The sequence below is a fragment of the Streptomyces sp. NPDC052721 genome, from assembly GCF_040678315.1.
Classification (GTDB): Bacteria; Actinomycetota; Actinomycetes; order Streptomycetales; family Streptomycetaceae; genus Streptomyces.
On record NZ_JBFATL010000031.1, the window covers coordinates 27,207 to 43,679 of the forward strand.

General features: G+C 69.5%; 20 protein-coding genes and 2 pseudogenes. 15 read left to right on the forward strand and 7 right to left on the reverse strand.

Annotated features, from left to right (window positions below; genetic code table 11):
- The first annotated feature begins 15 nt into the window (after positions 1 to 15).
- The 8 genes and pseudogenes from AB0L21_RS26535 to AB0L21_RS26570 all read left to right on the forward strand — a co-directional run bounded on the left by AB0L21_RS26535 (position 16) and on the right by AB0L21_RS26570 (position 7,850).
- Positions 16 to 846: an oxidoreductase gene (locus AB0L21_RS26535; protein ID WP_365786839.1), complete on the forward strand. Its 831-nt coding sequence runs from the start codon at positions 16 to 18 to the stop codon at positions 844 to 846.
- A 336-nt stretch (positions 847 to 1,182) separates the two neighbouring features.
- Positions 1,183 to 1,998: an IclR family transcriptional regulator gene (locus AB0L21_RS26540; protein WP_365786841.1), complete on the forward strand. Its 816-nt coding sequence runs from the start codon at positions 1,183 to 1,185 to the stop codon at positions 1,996 to 1,998.
- 256 nt (positions 1,999 to 2,254) lie between these two features.
- Positions 2,255 to 3,676 (forward strand): aldehyde dehydrogenase family protein, encoded by a 1,422-nt coding sequence (locus AB0L21_RS26545; RefSeq protein WP_365786843.1) that lies wholly within the window; start codon positions 2,255 to 2,257, stop codon positions 3,674 to 3,676.
- Between the two features lie 252 nt (positions 3,677 to 3,928).
- Positions 3,929 to 5,029, forward strand: a complete 1,101-nt coding sequence (locus AB0L21_RS26550) for an MFS transporter (protein ID WP_365786845.1) — start codon at positions 3,929 to 3,931, stop codon at positions 5,027 to 5,029.
- A gap of 33 nt (positions 5,030 to 5,062) precedes the next feature.
- Positions 5,063 to 5,911, forward strand: coding sequence for an oxidoreductase (locus AB0L21_RS26555; protein ID WP_365786847.1), 849 nt, complete (start codon positions 5,063 to 5,065; stop codon positions 5,909 to 5,911).
- A 37-nt stretch (positions 5,912 to 5,948) separates the two neighbouring features.
- Entirely contained in the window at positions 5,949 to 6,896 is a 948-nt protein-coding gene (locus AB0L21_RS26560; RefSeq protein ID WP_365786849.1) for a helix-turn-helix domain-containing protein, read from the forward strand.
- A 145-nt stretch (positions 6,897 to 7,041) separates the two neighbouring features.
- Positions 7,042 to 7,212: pseudogene (locus AB0L21_RS26565) on the forward strand (PAS domain-containing protein); the annotation flags it as partial.
- A gap of 140 nt (positions 7,213 to 7,352) precedes the next feature.
- A complete protein-coding gene (locus AB0L21_RS26570; protein WP_365786851.1) occupies positions 7,353 to 7,850 on the forward strand; it encodes a PAS domain-containing protein in 498 nt (165 codons plus the stop codon).
- A 198-nt stretch (positions 7,851 to 8,048) separates the two neighbouring features.
- On the opposite strand, the gene AB0L21_RS26575 is transcribed toward AB0L21_RS26570, so the two are convergent.
- From AB0L21_RS26575 to AB0L21_RS26590, 4 genes are all read right to left on the reverse strand, one after another.
- On the reverse strand, positions 8,049 to 8,174 hold the full coding sequence (locus AB0L21_RS26575) for a hypothetical protein (RefSeq protein ID WP_365786853.1): 126 nt from the start codon (positions 8,172 to 8,174) through the stop codon (positions 8,049 to 8,051).
- A gap of 51 nt (positions 8,175 to 8,225) precedes the next feature.
- On the reverse strand, positions 8,226 to 8,510 hold the full coding sequence (locus AB0L21_RS26580) for a hypothetical protein (protein ID WP_365786855.1): 285 nt from the start codon (positions 8,508 to 8,510) through the stop codon (positions 8,226 to 8,228).
- Positions 8,501 to 8,659 (reverse strand): hypothetical protein, encoded by a 159-nt coding sequence (locus AB0L21_RS26585; RefSeq protein WP_365786857.1) that lies wholly within the window; start codon positions 8,657 to 8,659, stop codon positions 8,501 to 8,503. The genes AB0L21_RS26580 and AB0L21_RS26585 overlap by 10 nt, the downstream gene beginning before the upstream one ends.
- 169 nt (positions 8,660 to 8,828) lie before the next feature.
- Entirely contained in the window at positions 8,829 to 9,524 is a 696-nt protein-coding gene (locus AB0L21_RS26590; protein WP_365786859.1) for a hypothetical protein, read from the reverse strand.
- Between the two features lie 158 nt (positions 9,525 to 9,682).
- Here AB0L21_RS26590 and AB0L21_RS26595 point away from each other — a divergent pair, with 158 nt between their 5' ends.
- Complete coding sequence (locus AB0L21_RS26595; RefSeq protein WP_365786861.1) at positions 9,683 to 9,847, forward strand: hypothetical protein; 165 nt, start codon at positions 9,683 to 9,685, stop codon at positions 9,845 to 9,847.
- A 73-nt stretch (positions 9,848 to 9,920) separates the two neighbouring features.
- On the opposite strand, the gene AB0L21_RS26600 is transcribed toward AB0L21_RS26595, so the two are convergent.
- Positions 9,921 to 10,106, reverse strand: a complete 186-nt coding sequence (locus tag AB0L21_RS26600; protein ID WP_365704977.1) for a hypothetical protein — start codon at positions 10,104 to 10,106, stop codon at positions 9,921 to 9,923.
- A gap of 479 nt (positions 10,107 to 10,585) precedes the next feature.
- Here AB0L21_RS26600 and AB0L21_RS26605 point away from each other — a divergent pair, with 479 nt between their 5' ends.
- From AB0L21_RS26605 to AB0L21_RS26620, 4 genes are all read left to right on the forward strand, one after another.
- Positions 10,586 to 10,741 carry a hypothetical protein gene (locus tag AB0L21_RS26605; RefSeq protein ID WP_365786863.1) on the forward strand — a complete coding sequence of 52 codons (156 nt, stop codon included), beginning with the start codon at positions 10,586 to 10,588 and terminating at the stop codon, positions 10,739 to 10,741.
- A gap of 979 nt (positions 10,742 to 11,720) precedes the next feature.
- The gene (locus AB0L21_RS26610; protein WP_365786866.1) at positions 11,721 to 11,996 is read left to right on the forward strand and encodes a hypothetical protein; all 276 of its coding nucleotides are present in this window, start codon (positions 11,721 to 11,723) and stop codon (positions 11,994 to 11,996) included.
- Positions 11,996 to 12,394: a hypothetical protein gene (locus AB0L21_RS26615; RefSeq protein ID WP_365786868.1), complete on the forward strand. Its 399-nt coding sequence runs from the start codon at positions 11,996 to 11,998 to the stop codon at positions 12,392 to 12,394. Before AB0L21_RS26610 ends, AB0L21_RS26615 begins: the two co-directional genes overlap by 1 nt.
- A gap of 277 nt (positions 12,395 to 12,671) precedes the next feature.
- On the forward strand, positions 12,672 to 13,412 hold the full coding sequence (locus AB0L21_RS26620; protein WP_365786870.1) for an SOS response-associated peptidase: 741 nt from the start codon (positions 12,672 to 12,674) through the stop codon (positions 13,410 to 13,412).
- Positions 13,413 to 13,517: 105 nt separating this feature from the next.
- On the opposite strand, the gene AB0L21_RS26625 is transcribed toward AB0L21_RS26620, so the two are convergent.
- Complete coding sequence (locus tag AB0L21_RS26625; RefSeq protein ID WP_365786872.1) at positions 13,518 to 14,534, reverse strand: alcohol dehydrogenase; 1,017 nt, start codon at positions 14,532 to 14,534, stop codon at positions 13,518 to 13,520.
- Between the two features lie 195 nt (positions 14,535 to 14,729).
- Between AB0L21_RS26625 and AB0L21_RS26630 the strand changes: the two genes are divergently transcribed.
- Positions 14,730 to 15,302 (forward strand): TetR family transcriptional regulator C-terminal domain-containing protein, encoded by a 573-nt coding sequence (locus AB0L21_RS26630; protein ID WP_365704990.1) that lies wholly within the window; start codon positions 14,730 to 14,732, stop codon positions 15,300 to 15,302.
- Here AB0L21_RS26630 and AB0L21_RS26635 read toward each other — a convergent pair.
- Positions 15,299 to 15,455 (reverse strand): annotated as a pseudogene (locus tag AB0L21_RS26635) (IS481 family transposase); the annotation flags it as partial. The gene AB0L21_RS26630 and the pseudogene AB0L21_RS26635 overlap by 4 nt on opposite strands.
- 595 nt (positions 15,456 to 16,050) lie before the next feature.
- Between AB0L21_RS26635 and AB0L21_RS26640 the strand changes: the two are divergent.
- Positions 16,051 to 16,158, forward strand: a complete 108-nt coding sequence (locus AB0L21_RS26640) for a hypothetical protein (RefSeq protein ID WP_365705134.1) — start codon at positions 16,051 to 16,053, stop codon at positions 16,156 to 16,158.
- Positions 16,159 to 16,473: the final 315 nt, after the last annotated feature.

Genomic DNA, 16,473 nt, shown 5'->3' on the forward strand with positions numbered 1-16,473 from the left:
ATCTGGAGGCCCTCAATGAAGGTGTGGTTCATCACGGGAGCATCCCGTGGCTTCGGACTGGAGATCGCACGCCAGGCCCTTGAACGGGGAGACTCCGTCGCGGCCACCGCTCGCGACCCCCAGACCGTGCACAAGGCACTCCCGGACGCCGGCGACCGACTGCTGGCACTCCCCCTTGAGGTCACGGACGAACAGCAGGCGCAACAGGCCGCCGATGCCGCCATCGCCCGGTTCGGCCGGATCGACATCCTGGTCAACAACGCCGGCCGGGGCCTCCTTGGAGCAGTCGAAGAGGCCTCCGACAGTGAGGCCCGGGCCGTGTTCGACACCAACGTCTTCGGCCTCATGTCTGTCACACGAGCCGTCCTTCCCGTCATGCGCCGACGCCGCTCTGGCCGCGTCCTCAACATCAGCTCCGTAGGCGGCTTCACCGCAAACGCGGGCTGGGGTGTCTACGGAGCCACGAAGTTCGCCGTGGAGGGCCTGAGCGAGGCCATGCGGGCCGAACTCGTGCCGCTCGGCATCGCGGTCACCGTCGTGGAACCCGGCGTCTTCCGCACCGACTTCCTCGACAACAGCTCACTGCACCACACGAAACGGACCATCGACGACTACGCCACGACAGCGGGCGGCACCAGGGCATGGGCCCAACAGAACAACCACGCCCAACTCGGTGACCCCGTCAAGGCAGCCACCGCGATGATCGAAGTGGCCGACAGCCCCGAGCCGCCCACACGCATCCAACTCGGAGCTGACTGCGTCGCACGGGTCGAGGCCAAGCTGGAACTCGTGGCCGGCGAACTGGCGCGATGGCGCCAACTCTCACTGTCCACCGCGCACACCTGATCCTGCGAAGCCACAGGCTCGAGCGCATCCAACTCGGCCGGCTCCAGGTGTAGACCCGCAGGGTTGCTCGCGCGGGTCTACACCTAGGGCGTGCATAGGGCGTGCATACCCCGCAAGCCCTTCGCCGTGAAGCAGCGACGGCCCGGAAGCCTGGTCTGTCTTCAGGCCTGCGGTGCAGACAGCCGGAGCGGTCGCGCATGACCGCCCCGCCGAGTCGGCGGTAGCGGCTGGCGCACCGCAGGCGACGGTCCCGGTCAGGGGTGCATTACGGTGTGACTGTTTCTGCTGGTCGCGCGTGCGTGACACCGGATGTCATCCGGCCAAGAGGAGTCGTCCATGAATCCGGCCCGCATTGATCGGGCACTGGCCGTCCTGGGTTACCTGGCCGAGCACCAGGAGGGCAGTCCTCTCAAGCGCCTGAGCGACGACCTGGGGCTACCCATGAGCAGCGCGCATGATCTGCTGCAGACGTTGGTCGAGCTGGACGTCGTCGAGGTACTGGGGCAGCGCACATACGCGCTGGGGCCTCGGGCGGTGCTCCTGGCCCTGTCGATCGTCGACAGTGTCGACCTGCGGCACGTGAGCCGGCCTTACCTCGCAGACTTGTGCGAAGAGATCAACGAGAACACGTACCTTGCCGTGCGCAGCGGTACCGAGGTGGTGTACGCCGACCGTCACGAGGCGGGGCAGACACTGTCGGTCGTGGTCAAGCTGGGCGGACAACGTCCCTTGCACGGGACGAGTGTCGGCAAGCTCATGGCTGCTTACAACCCCGAACTGGAGCAGCGGGTTCTGGACGCTGCCCAGCTGACCCGGTTCACGCCACGTACTCTCGTCGACAAAGCACGCCTGCGTGAGGAGTTCCGCGACATCAGGGCTCGTTCCTACAGCGTCAGCGACGGCGAGAGCGTCGAGGGGATCCTGGGACTCGCCACTCCGATCGTCGACGCCGCCGGCACCGTCAGTGCCGCGGTTCACGTGTCCGCTCCCCTGGGCCGCCTGTCCGGAGATCGTCTGCCCACCGTGGTGGCGGCCATGTCCCGGGCGGCGGCGCTCGTCTCGCGTCAGCTCGGCGCCGCAGAGGACACGGTACCCGTGCGTACGGTCGAGGAGATCCGCCAGCTCGAAGAGGATCGCAGGGCAGCCGAGTAGCGACGGCAGCCCGGGCAGGCGGCGACGGTCCGCATAAGACGCCGCCCGCCCTGGCTGCCCGTGATGGCTCGTTGTCGCGGAGCCGTCAGCCTTTCGGCGTGCCTGGTACTGGCTTTCCCAGGGACCGATGCCCAGGAAAAGGCCTCCCTGTATGCCAGAGGTCTCCGCCATGACGATGGATGTCACAAGGCGCCTTCAGACATGAGAGGCGCCGGTCACCGACCGTGTGACGAACCACGAATATGACGGAGACGACATGCGTGACTGCACCAAGCTGTACATCGACGGCGTCTGGCGCGAGCCCCTCGATGGCGGAGTCACCGATCTGACGAACCCTGCCACCGGCGAGGTTTCGGGCCAAGTGGCGCTCGGCGGCGGGGCCGACGTCGAGCTCGCGGTCGCTGCGGCCACCCGGGCGTTCCCCTCGTTCTCCCGGACCACCCGCGAGGAGCGTATCGACCTGCTGGAGCGGATCGCCGACGAGTACGAACGGCGGAGCGAGGACATGGCCCGGGCCGTCACCGCCGAGCTGGGCTGCCCGCTGCCGTTGTCCCGTGCGATGCATGTCGCCGCCGGATTGATCCAGTTCCGGGCCGCCGCGCAGGTGCTCAAGACGTTCGCGTTCACCGAGGACCGTGGCAGCACCCACATCCGCAAGGAGGCCATCGGTGTTGCGGGGCTGATCACTCCGTGGAACTTCCCCGCCCTCCAGCCGGCCGGCAAGACCGCCTCGGCGCTGGCGGCCGGCTGCACCGTCGTCCTCAAGCCGGCCCAGCTGGCCTCGTACTCGGCTGTCGTCCTGGCCGAGATCCTGGATGCCGCGGGGGTGCCCGCCGGTGTCTTCAATCTTGTCACCGGCCGCGGCTCGGTGATCGGAAACGCTCTTGCCTCGCACCCCGACGTCGCCGTCGTGTCCTTCACCGGCTCGGGTGAAGCCGCGCTCCAGGTGAACGCCGCGGCGGCCGAGAGCGCCAAGCGCGTGGCCACCGAACTCGGCGGCAAGTCGCCGCAGGTGATCATGCCGGACGCGGACCTGGACGTCGCCGTGGACACGGTGCTCACCTGGCTGATGGGCAACACCGGCCAGATCTGCAGTGCGCCGAGCCGGACCCTGGTGCCGCGCGAGCGGCTGGAGGAGTTCCTGTCGGTGCTGCTCCCGCGGGTGGAGGCGCTGAGGATCGGCGACCCGCGCGCGGAGGACACCGACATGGGCCCGCTGATCTCCGGCGAACAGTGGCAGACCGTTCAGGGCTACATCCAGACCGGTATGGACGAGGGGGCCCGGCTGGTCACCGGAGGCCTGGGCAAGCCCGAGGGCCTGGAGAGCGGACACTTCGTCAAGCCGACGGTGTTCACCGGGGTTACCAACGACATGGTCATCGCGCAGGAGGAGATCTTCGGCCCGGTGATGTCGATCATCACCTACGACACGGTGGACGAGGCTGTCGAGATCGCCAACGACACACGGTACGGCCTCGCCGGTTACGTCACCGGCAGGGATCTCGCGAAGGCCGCGGAGGTCGCGTCCCGCATCGAGGCGGGCTACGTGATCATCAACGACGCGGAGTTCGACTGGACGGCCCCCTGGGGTGGTTACAAGGAGTCGGGCAACGGCCGCGAATGGGGCCCCGAGGGGATGCAGGAGTACCTGGAGACCAAGGTCGTCCTCGGCCGCTGACGGCCGACGCCGGAGCTTCCCTCGGAGATGGCAGGATCATGAACGCCGACAGGTCGACCACCCTCAAGACCCGGGGACGCCAGCACCCCACCGCCCGCCATGGCAGGCGGCACCGTCCCTGGCACTTCCGAACCGTGGTCGCGGTCGTCTTCGTGGTCATGGCCGCCAGCAGCGCGCCGTCTCCGCTGTACGGGCTCTACCAGCAGCAGTGGCACTTCGGCACGACGACCTCGACGGTGGTCTACGCCTGCTATGCCGTCGGCGCGATCCTGGCCCTCCTTCTCGCCGGCGGCATGGCCGACCACCTGGGGACAACGGACAATGGTGGTGGCTCTGGCCACCCTCGTCGTCAGCATCCTTGTGTTCCTGCTGGCCACAGGGGCCTGGGCACTGTGCCTGGCCCGTCTGGTCCAGGGCATCGCGGTCGGTCTGCTCACCAGCAGCGCGGGCTCGGCGCTGGGGGACCTTCACCGGGACCGCAGCCACCAGGTCGCGGCGGCGGCCAACAGCGCGGCGACCTCGACGGGCATAGCACTGGGCGCGGTGCTCTCTGGCCTCGCCGTTCAGTTCGCTCCCGCGCCGCTGGTCACCCCGTTCGTCGTGCTGGCCGTCCTGTCCGTCGGTGGGCTCGTCCTGGTGCGGGCCATTCCCGCCTGGCAGATCGTGCCAGCACGGCTGAGGCCCTGGCGCCCCCGGGTGCTGCGGATGGGTGCGGAGTCACGGAGGGTTCTGCTCCTGGTGGGCCCTCTGGTGACAGCCGGCTGGGCGGTCGTGGGCATGTATCTGGCACTGGGGGTCGACCTGGTCGCGAGCCTGCTGCACACCAGCAACAGGGCGCTGTCGTCGCTGGTTATCCTTGTGGTACAGGGTTGCGGCGGCATCGCTCCGATGCTGCTGCGAAGGCTTGACGACCGGGCGGCCTCGGTGACGGGGTGCGCGCTGCTGACAGCAGGGCTCGGGGTGCTTCGACACCGCTCACGCTGTCCTGTTCTTCTGCGGTGCCGCGGTCACCGGCGCGGGCTTCGGCCTTTCCTTCATGGGCTCCTCGAGCACCGTGACGGCGGCGGTGATCACCGGGGGCCACTCCCAGCTCCTGCCGGGGTTTTTCGCCTTGGCCTATCTGGCGGTGAGTGTGCCGGTGGTCGCCCTGGGCGCCGCTGTCCCCCGCTTCGGTCTCGCTGCCGCCTTCTCGTGGTTCAGCCTGCTGGCGGGACTGCTCGCCGTGATCGCGGGTCTCATCGCTGTCCGCCGGGGCGGATGCTCGTCCCGGGCGGGGAAGGGGCACTGCCGACCGTCAAGCGCGGCAAGTGCCGCTTGACCGCAGTGCCTACTGAATTCGCTACATCCAACTGATTTTTCGACATCACACGAATGAGAGGTAGTGGCATGGCCACTTGGTTCATCACTGGTGCGTCTCGCGGCTTCGGCCTGGAGATCGCTCGTCAGGCACTGGAACGGGGCGACAAGGTCGTAGCGACCGCGCGCAAGCCCGAACAGGTACGGGACGCGCTCGCCCAGTATGGGGACAACCTGCTCGCTGTCGCTCTGGACGTCACAGACGAGGCGCAGGCCCACAAGGCCGTGGAGGCAGCCGTGGAGAGGTTCGCGACGATCGACATCCTGGTGAACAACGCCGGGCGGGGCGTGCTTGGCTCGGTGGAGGAGACGTCCGACGCCGCGTTCCGCTCGGTCTACGACACCAACGTCTTCGGTCTGGCGAATGTCACCCGCGCCGTACTGCCGGTCATGCGTTGGCAGAGGTCGGGCCGCATTCTCAACCTGAGCTCGATTGGAGGCTTCGAGAGCGCAGCGGGCTTCGGCGTCTACTGCTCCACCAAGTTCGCCGTCGAGGGCCTCTCCGAGGCCATGCGCGCCGAACTGGCCCCGCTGGGGATCGAGGTCACGATCGTGGAGCCGGGATACTTCCGCACCGACTTCCTCGACGCCACCAGCCTGCACACGGAGGGCCAGGTCATCTCCGACTATGCCGGAACCGCCGGTGCTGTGCGTGAGGCCGTCCCCGGGCTCAACCGCGCCCAGCCCGGTGACCCTGTCAAGGGGGCCGCGGCCATCCTGACTCTCGCCGACGCCGCCAACCCGCCGCTGCGAGCCCAGCTCGGCAGCGACTGCGCGGCGGCCATGGATCGTAAGATCGCTCAGCTTCGCGAGGAGACGGACACCTGGCGGGAGCTGGCCCTGTCCACCGACCACGACGACGCGCTGGCCGGCGTCTGACCGGCCTCGCCCAAGGCCGAACAAGAAGGAGACTGCCGTGACAGATCTCGGTGAGTTTCTGCGCGCGTGCCGCGCCCGCGTCAGCGCGGAGCAGGTGGGACTGCCCACGAGCGGGCATCGCCGGGTACCGGGACTGCGGCGTGAGGAACTGGCGTCGCTGGCGGGCGTCAGCGTGGACTACGTCGTGAGGCTGGAGCAGGGACGTGTGAAGTCGGCATCGCCCGCCATCCTCACGGCCCTGGCCAGGGCCCTCGGGCTGCGTCCCGACGAGGAGGAGTACCTGCTGCGGTGTGCGGCGGAAGCCGGGATCTCCGGCGGGACGAAGTCCGCCGCCACCAGAAAGCAGCAGGTCCCGCAAGCGACCCGGGTCCTCCTGGACAGCATGGTGAACGTGCCCGCGCTCGTGCTCGGCCGCCGCATGGACATCCTGGCCTGGAACAGTCTGAGCGCCGCCCTCTTCACCGACTACTCCCAACTGCCAGCCAAGCAGCGCAACCACATATGGCTCACCTTCCTCGCCCCCGAGGTGCGTGGGCTGTATGAGAACTGGGAGAAAGTCGCCCAGGAGTGTGTCGCCTACCTCCGCATGGATGCCGGCCGCTACCCGAACGATCCCGAACTCGCCCGCCTCGTCGGGGAACTCTCCATGAAGGACCCCGATTTTCGCCGGTGGTGGTCGGACCATAGGGTTCGGGCCCAGCGCCCTGGCCGCAAGGAGTTCGTCCACGCCGTCGCCGGGGAGCTGAGCCTGGACTTCCAGGTGCTGGATCTGCGGAGTGCCACGGACCAGAGCCTGCTGGTCTACACCGCGGAGCCGAACTCTGCGAGCGAGCAGGCCCTGACCTTCCTGGCGGGCTGGGCCGCCACCGAGACGCCCACACCTGCTGCAGAGGCGACAGGATCGTCCCGGCGTCCCGGAACGGCTCCTCCAGCGGGAGATTCCAAGGAACAGCCCGGCGCACAGGGCACACCCCCGGCCAACTGACTCTCACCTGGCCGTTAAAGCGTTCGCCCGTCACGCCGCCACTTTCCCGGGACTACGACGGCGGCGCGACACCGGAATGTGGAGGGGAGGGTCCAGGAGGATACTGAGTGCGTAGCAAGTACGAGGCGAGCAAGAGCTGATGACCATGGGTGCACCTCGCGTCACCAATCGAACTGGGCCCCACTTCGGCCTATCGGCGGAGCACCCGGCTCACATCGTCATCGACCAGCTGGGCACAGTCGTCGGATGGAGCCCGGCAGCCGAAGAGCTGCTGGGCCACCCGGCGCATGCCGTGCTGGGGCGCCCGGTACTCGACCTATTCACCGGTGCCGGACCCACCGGGCCCTCGCCGACTGCCATCGACAACGTGGCGATCTCACTGCGATGCCAGGACGGTACGCTCCTGCCGTGCCAGCTGACCATCCGTCCCGAGCATCGGACTGAGGTGGAGGCGGCGTGGACGGTGACGCTCATCCCCGAGGAACAGGGAGGCGCGGCGGCCGCACTCGACCAAGCCCTCCTCGAAACCTCTTCACCGTCTCTCCCGTGGGTCTGTTCCTCCTCGATCCTCGCCTGCGGCTCATCCGGTTCAACCCTGCGGGCGAAGGCATGCAGGGCTCCTCGGTCGACGAAGCCGTCGGCAAACGCCCGACAGAGGCGTGGCCGGGTTTCCCCGCGGAGACGGTGGAGCGCGTCATGGAGCAGGTGCTCACCACGGGGGAACCGGTGATCGGCGTAGAGAAGTACATGCGCCCCCCGGGAGATCCCGACCACGATCATGTCTACTCGGCCAACGTGTTCCGCCTGCAGGACGACGAGGGCCGAATCCTCGGTATCGCCGACGCCACGATCGATGTCACCGACCGCCATCTGGCGCAGGAGCGGCTGAAGGTGCTCGCCGAGGTCGACCGGCTCGTACGACTGCCGTGGACACGACGGAACGCAGAACGGTAGGGAGCGGGCCCCGCAGGACCTTGACCTCCGCGTCCAGCGGCGTGGCTCCGGAAGCGCGCGGTGATCGGCAGTACGCGCTAGCCGGGCAGGATGCTAACCGGCGTAGTTACACCGGCCGAAGCCACGAGCCGCCGGTTCCCTCGAACGGGCGAGGTCTCCGGCGGCCGCGCATGCTGGGTTCGCGAGCAGCCCGTGCCGTCAGCGCCCGGCTGGTTCGGGGTATCGGGCGCGGCACCGGCCCGGGTCGACGCCGATCTCGTAGCTCTCCACGATCTGCCGGCCCCGCTCCACCACGGCCGGCCAGTGCACCCGCTCACCCGCCATGCGGTACCCATGTACCCCTCGCGTCCGGCCGGCCTTGCTGGGCCGGGCGGGTCAGGTGCCGTCCTGGGCGACGGCCGCGCGGAACTCCTGCGTCATCAGCGGCACCGAGCCGCGCTGCACGGGTGCCGGGCCCGGTTCGCCCCACACCTTGTGCAGCGCCGCGCGCAACGTGTCGTTCATCGCCACATCGACCACAGCCCGGAACTCGCCAGGCACCTCACGCGTGTCCTGGACGGCGACCATGGTGCCGTGGCGGGTGCCGGTCCACCCGAGGGTGGTGACCTTCCAGCCGAGCTGTTTGGCCGCCTTGCGCATCGCGGCCCGGATCAGCTCCACCCGCCCAGTCCCACAGCCTCCTCATCACCGAGGTTCACCTGGTAATAGCCGCCGTACCCGCCGGCGCCCTCCGGGCAGGCCCGGCGCAGCAGGGGAATGAGGGCCTCGGCCATGGCGGTGCAGCGCGGGTCCTTCGCGTACGACGGCACCAGGTGCTCCTTCAGCGCGCAGTAGGCAGGTGAGGCAGCAGCGTAGTGAGATCACGACGGACGCGTGCGGCCAGGACGGCCGGGTCGTTCGCGGTCCACTGGTGGGCCACGCCGACCGCGTCGGCTGCCTTGGCGCGCGAGGATCTCTTGCCGGGGAAGGCGCCGCCGGTCACCCGGGCCGTGAAGGTTGCAGGCCCCGGCGGGCGCGGCAGGAACAGCAGTGGCTGGTGCGGGTGAAGTCGAAGTGACCGAGCTGGGCGGCGGGCTCTTCCTCGAACAGCTGCGGCTCGGTCCACAGTCCGACACTGACGACCAGCCAGGCATGGGGGCGGTCCGGGTCGTTGCACAGCCACAGGTCGAACGTCCCGACCAGCAGCTGCTCCTCCCACTTCCAGACCTCGGCCCGCGGATCGAGGCCGGCGGCGCCGTCTGCGCGCAGCGGCATCAGCGCCTGCTCGAACGGCATGATCACGTCGGCGTACGCCTCGCGCAGGGCCGCGCTGGCGGCGTGGTCGACCGTCAGCTCCCTATCCGGTGTGACCTCCCAGGTGAGGCCCTGCGGCAGCTGGCCGTCCAGGTACTCACGGATCGGACCGAGGACCAACGGCAGACCGTCTGTGCCACATCGGGCGTGCTCGGCTGCGGGCAGGCGGACCCACCACGCGTAGCAGGGCGTTCCGCTGTCGTAGGAGTCGTAGTCGACGCAGTGCTCGTAAACACAGCCGAGCGAGGCGGCGAGCTGCGTCATCGTCTCCTGGGTGCGCTCATCCAGGTCCGCGTCCTCGCCTGCGAGCCTCTGCGGGTCTTGGACCTCCAGCCGCCAGACCACCCAGTCGAAGTCCTCCCCTACCTCCGCACGCTTCACGCCCTGCGCCACTGCCCCGCCCCTCCGCCGGCGTGTTGCTGGTTGAAGGCCAGTACACCAGCGCAGAGAGCGGGCCGGGCCGGGTTCACGCGGACCGGCCCCGGATGAGCGAAAGAGATCCGGCCGGTCCCTTCCCGGGCCGGGATGCGTGATGCCACATGGCCCAGACCGTAGCCCGCGACCTGCTGACAGCATGGGCGCAGCTCCGCGACCTGCGCGACCCCCTGATCACCTGGGCAGTCAACGGCGCCGGCCTGAATCAGACCGAGGTCAACGACACGACGCACGTCTCGCGCAGCACCATCTTCCGTCTGCTGCCCTGAGGCTCGCCAGCCGCCCCCAGGCCGCCGACTCAGCGTCCGGGATACGTTCCGACGCCGCCGGTACCCTGAGTTCTTACAGGGCGCTGGGAGGCTGCTTCGGCTCGAAGACGCTCTGCGGGGCGTTCAGCTGTGGGGTGGACGTCTGGCGCAGTACCTGTGCCAGATCGCGGTGTATCCGGTCGGCTTCGCCGCGGACCTGGACAGGGATGTCGCCGCGTTCGGCGACGAGGCGGTCGTAGACGGGAGTTTGCGAAAACACGGTGGGACGGTTTCCCTTCAGCGGCCGGTGCGCCGGACTGGCGCAGCATAACGGCCCGGAAACCCCCAGCTTGAGGCGGGGCGTTCAGGCCAGGACGACGGGGGCGGTGTTCTCGGTGGTCCAGTCGCCGTCGAAAAGCGCGGCGACCAAGCGGGCGTGGTCGCCAGGGAGCTGGCCGATGCGGTGTTTGGTGCGGGCTTTGGCGAGCCCGGCGCCGAGGTTGACGATGTCGCCGTCAACGCGGATGGTCTCGCGGGCGGTGGGGGCGCTGCCTTCGCGGTGGAGGAAGAGTTCGAGGAGCTGGACGGTCGAAGGTGCGACGGGGGCGGCGGGCGGGGCCGAGGGGATTGGTGTCGGGGGTGAGGCCGAGGGCGGTCATCAGCTGTTGCTGGCCGGGCGCGAGGGCCTGCCAGGTCGTGAGCTGGCGTCCCACACACACGCCGAGGGCTGCTGTCAGTGCCACCAGCGATGATGCCGGTATGACGATCACCATGCGCAGCTACAGCTTCACCTGGACCGATGCTGACGGCACCCCGCGCGCCTCCGCCGTCGCCTACGACGAGGTCTGCGCCGGCCGGCGGCGGGACGAACTGGAGAAGGCCGGAGCCACCGACATCGAGAGAGTCGACGTGTAGCCCGGCGAGCTGCCGGTCCCGCGCCCAGGGACCGTTGCATGATCGCGATTCGTCCGGAACATCGTGCTGGTCCGGCCTCGGGATGGACGTCCCGGTTCGGGAAGGGGACAAGCGCAGTGCAGGCACGGTCTCGGTGATCATGCGAGTGTCGAAGTCCCATGAGTCATCCGCACTGCCATTGACGGTATGACTGCTGACGGCAACCGTCCAAACTCAGGAAACAAGTGGGAGCCGGGGGCAGCAGCTCATGAGCACGGCGACTCACGGCCTGGTCCGCGGAGCGTCGACAGCTGTCGGCTCGGCGATGCCGACCACCTCACCGGGGACACCGCCCACGACGCCGTCGTGCACAGCCTCAAGAAGCATCACGCCATCGCCGGGACACCGCTCAAGGGGCGCTGCGCGTACTGCGCGCCAAGGGGCTGGTCGACATCATGCACAGCACAGGGCGCCGCACGGGACCACCATCAACGGTCCCGGCAAGGGGGCCGTAAGGTGGCCATGCCGATGCGCCAGGCGCCACGCCTGGCCCCGCGGGGCCCGGGGAGTTGAGGCCGGGCCCCACACTACTTCGCCTACCTTCCTCCCGAGCGACTGTTCGACGACCTGGACCGGTGGGCGCCCCGGCTGACCCGCCGCACGCTCCCGGCGACGGGTACCGCACCGACCGGATCCGGTGCGCCGACTGCGGATGATCCGCACCCAGACGCTGCAAACGCTTGCCCCGCACCACTGGCACCGAACGCCGGCTTGGGCCGCAGCGAGCACGACGCCGCCGCGCAGGTGATCGAGGGAGGGTCCGCTGCTGATGCGGAGTCACCCGGGTCCGGACGCGGCGCACCGGAGGATGCCGGACCGCCGCGCGGGTCACTCCTCAGCACATCGCGCGTACCAACCGAGCACGTGTCGCGTACCAACCGCTGCTGACCGGACACGTTTCCTCTACCCGCGGTAGAGGAGCAGCAGTAGAGTGGGGGGTATGGCAGCGGACGAGACGAGCATCAAGGTGAGCGCGGCGGCGCGGGACCGGCTGGCCCAGCTGGCGGCCGAGCACGGTACGACCATTCGGGCCCTGGTAGAGGACCTCGCGCAGGGCACCCCGACGAAGGCCGAGTACGCCGAGCGGGCCGAGCTGGCCCGCGCCGAGCTCGCCTCCGCGCTCGGCAGCGCGCCGAGCGAGGAGGCCGAGGCGAAGGCCCGCACCCTGCTGGAGCGCCTGGGCGCCACGCAGCACAATCCGCAGGCAGCCGCGTAGTGGGGGCGATCGCGGTCGTTTTGGACCACACGACCGCCGGAGCGCTGTACGACCCGAAGGACCCGTTCAACGAGGCGGTCGCCGCGTTCTACGTCCAGGCCTCCGGCGGCCTCGGCGACCTGTACGCGCCGGTCCTGTCGCTCACGGCCGGCGACAGCGAGCGTCCGGGCCTGCTCAGCTACATCAAGGGCTTGCGGTTCATCCGGATCGAGGCGTTCGACACCGACGCCGCGGTCACCGCCACCGAACTGCTCCGCTTCGGCCACTCCTGGGCCACCGTCCACGCCATCCACGCCGCCCGCCCCTCCCCCACCCATCCGAGCGGCCGGTATCTTCTCACGTTGACGCCGAAGACGTACGCGGGCACCGGCGTCCAGGCCGTCCACCCCGGCCAGTAACCCGTCCGCGCGCACCATCCGGCGGGGCGGCCCCGTACCAGGGCGCACGGAAGGGGCCGCCCTCAACCCCGCGGTCCTGACACACCCGAGGCAGGAGCGACTGTATCCGCCGGGCGGCGAAAACGCCGCCCGAGTGCCGGTCAACGAGGAGCGCACTGGTCCCTGGAGTCGATGACACCAGCAGGCTTACGAGCCCATGGGCCTGTCGGACCCAACGGGAGCTCGACCGCCCGGGCGCCTCGCCGAGCGGCCGGCGCGGCGGTGAGAGAGTGGTCGCATGTGCGGTCGATACGTTGCCACCCGGAGCCCGCAGGACCTGGCGCAGCTGTTCCATGCCGCCCAGTGGCCCACGACGGAGGCGCTCACGCCGAGCTGGAACATCACGCCGACCGACGAGGTGTGGGCCGTGCTGGAACGCGCCACGCGCGACGAGGGCGGTGCCGCGGCGCCGGTGAGGGAGCTGCGGGCGCTGCGCTGGGGCCTGGTGCCGTCCTGGGCGACGGCGAAGACCGGCGCACGGATGATCAACGCCCGGGTGGAGACCGTGCACGAGAAACCGGCCTTCCGCCGCGCATTCCTGAAGCGGCGCTGCCTGCTCCCGGCGGACGGCTTCTACGAGTGGCAGCCGGGTAAGGACCCGGCCACCGGCAAGGTGCGCAAGCAGCCGTACTTCATCCACCCCACGGACGGCCAGGTGATGGCGCTGGCCGGGCTGTACGAGTACTGGCGCGATCCGGCCGTCGCCGAAGACGATGACCCGGCCGCCTGGCTGACGACGTGCACCATCATCACCACCGAGGCCACCGACGCAGCCGGCCGCGTGCACCCGCGCATGCCCCTCGCCCTCACCGAGGACCACTACGAGGCCTGGCTCGACCCCACGCATCAGGACCCGGACGAGCTGCGGGCTCTGCTCGGCCAGCCCGCCGACGGGCAACTCGACGCTCGCCCTGTCTCCACGGCCGTCAACAACGTCCGCAACAACGGCCCCCAGCTCCTCGACCCGGTCCGCCTGTAGCCGCAGCCAGGGGTCGTGCCGCGAGCTGAGGGTGCCCGGCGCGGACGCGTGACGGTCGCCGGGGTACGCGGGTGTGTGTGCACCCTTCGCGGGCGGTGGGCCGGCTCAGGCCGCGGTGTCCAGTACGACGCGGAACCGGGCCTTGCCCGAGAGCATCCGCTCGTATCCCTCCATGGCCCGGTCGAAGGGCACGACCTCGACGCTGGGCCGGATGCCGTGGGCCAGGCTGAAGGCGAGGTTGTCCTCGTTCTCGATGGAGGAACCGGTCAGGCTGCCGACGATGGCGCGGGTGCCGAAGATCAGGTCGGGGGTCGAGACCGTCAGCGGGTCGGGTGCCGCGCCGACGACGACCAGCGTGCCGTTCGGGGCCAGGCCACGCACCAGCGGGTTCATGGACGCACCGCTGGTTGCGGTCGCGACGATGATCGAGGCGCCGCCGAGGTCGCGCAAGGCCTCGCCCGGGTCGACGGCGGTGCTGTCGATGTACTCGTCGGCGCCCAGCTTCCGGGCGAGCGCCTCCTTCTCCTCACCCCGCGCCACCGCCGCGACCCGGTGGCCGAGACTGCGCGCGTACTGCAGGGCCAGGTGGCCGAGCCCTCCGATGCCCTGCACGGCCACCAGGGAACCGGCCCGGGCGCGCCCCTGCTGCAGCGCGGTGAAGGTGGTCAGGCCGGCGCACAGCAGCGGCGCCGCGTCGACGGCGGAGAGACCGTCGGGAACGCGCACGAGTCCGCTGGCCCGGGCGTAGACCACCTCCGCGTAACCGCCGTCGGTGGTCGTTCCGGTCTGCGGCTGGTTCAGGCAGTTGACGAAGTCACCGCGACGGCAGGGCTCGCACTCCCCACAGTGCCCGTTCAGGAAGCCGACACCGACGCGGTCGCCGCGCTGCCAGGCGGTGACACCGGCGCCGACGGCGTCGATGACACCGACGACCTCGTGCCCCGGGACGACGGGCTGCGAGGGGTCCGCGCGCAGGCCCTCGATGGCCAGTACGTCGGTGTGGCAGATACCGCAGGCCTCAACCCGCAGTCGGACGTGTCCGGGCTGGGGGTCGACCAGTTCACGCTCGACCAGCCGGAGGTTGTGGACACCGGTCGCCTCGAAGGCGCGGTACGTGGACATGCTGCTCCTGAGTGTGTGGTGTCGGCCAAGGCGGCCAGAACAAGGCACCGCTCAAAAAAAATGACCGGTCTACTTAAAACTGAGTCTAGCCGAGGTTTGGCTAGGGGTCCTGCGTGCTGCGCACCTGGGGACCGGTCCGCCCCGCAGTTTGACTCCGGTGAGGCGACCGCCCATATTGAACGTGAGGTGATCGAGATGGGACGTGCGTCCAAGCGCGAGGAGATCGCGCAGGCCGCCCTGCGGCAGTTCCAGGCGAGGGGCTTCAACGCCACGGGCATCAACGACATCACCACCGCGGCCGGAGCGCCCAAGGGGTCGTTCTACAACCACTTCTCCAGCAAGGAGGAGAGCGCCCTGGAGGCGCTCAACCGGTACGCCGCCGGCTTGCGGCTCGACATGCTCACCACGCCGGGACAGCCTCCGCTAGAGCGGCTGCGGGCGCACTTCGAGTACCTCGGCAGGGACACTCTTGAAAACGGCTTCGTCCGCGGCTGCCTGGCCGGCAACTTCGGCGCGGAGATGGCGGACCACAACGAGGAGATCCGCTCGGCCGTCCAGCGCGGATTCGGCCGCTGGGCCGAGCACCTCCAGGGCGTGCTCACCGAGGCCCAAGAAGCCGGCGACATCGCCGGCGACCTCGACGTGGCGGACACCGCCCTCTTCATCCTGAGCGCATGGGAAGGCGCGCTCATCGCGGCTCGGGCCGACAAGTCCGCCGCCCCGGTCGAGGCGTTCTTCCGCCTGGTCTTCGGCGTCATCCTGCGCTAAGTGTATTGACCTGCAGCGTTGTTCACACGGCTGATCGGTGGTTGGCCTGCGAGTGCGGCGTGGCAGCGGTGGTGGTTGTAGGTGTGAGGAAGTCTGCCAGGGCGTCGGTGCGTTCGTGTTGCTGTGGGGACGTAGGTAGGCCCATTCGTCGAGCCTGTCATCGGACTCCCGTCGTTCGCCCGTACGGGACGAACTCAGGTGGTCGGGCTCGGTGCGGGCGACGGCGCGCCTGGCGTCACGCGGCGAACGGGAGGCTGACAACAGGGCCTGCACCTCCGGGTGCCACTTCGTTCAGCACGAAGCTCATGGGTTGCTCCGATGGTCAGTGCGACGCCGGCCACCTCCGCGCCGGACCGGGGGGGGAGGCAGTCACGGCGGCCGGTGCCCAGCATCGAAACGCACATTTCCTTGTCGTTTCAAATATTCCCCAAGGTGCGTGGACGCGGGAGTCTGGGCTTGTTGCCGGGCGAGACGTCGTGGGGGCGTCATCGTCGACGGCGGTGACGTACTCGTGCTCCAGCTCTGCCCGGCAAGCGGCGATCTGGTCGCTGCGCCGGCGCCCGGCGGTGACGGTGCGCGGCTCGGAGGCCAGCGCAGCGGCCGAACTTTTTTCTCAGGGGCCCGTCAGACGGAAAGCGGCTCCGGCCGACGAGTCAGTGTCATCGCTCTTCGGCAGCCATCTTGTCCGGCGACATCGACGAAAGATCGAAACCAGACCGCTGTCGCCTTTCACTCGGCGCTGGCCTTGATGTGGGCGACCACCGCGGTAGAACGCACCAGCCGGTTGCCCGGCCAGCCCGGGGTCGGCTGCTCTGCTACCTCGACACGCGCCAACAACCCTGAACGACGCGTATGACGGGGTCTGCTCAGAGCACCGACGGGTCGCGCTCTTCCCAGCGGTTGCCGGGCCGAGACGCTCGGAGATGGGTGAGGCTCCACAGGGCGGACCGGGGGCATGGCGGCGGCTGGACGATGGCGGTGCTGGTCCCGGTTGTGGCGTCCGCTGCATCCCGCCTGCGGTAGCGAGCGGTGATTGCCGCTGCAAGGGCAGGCGTGTCCGGCGGCGGTTCGCCGACGGGCGCGCGCCCGCAAGGGGTGTGCGCCGGAGCGGACAGTGCACCCGTTTCGCAATCCGGCAGGCCCCCGCCCCGGTCGGGTGAACGGTATGAGC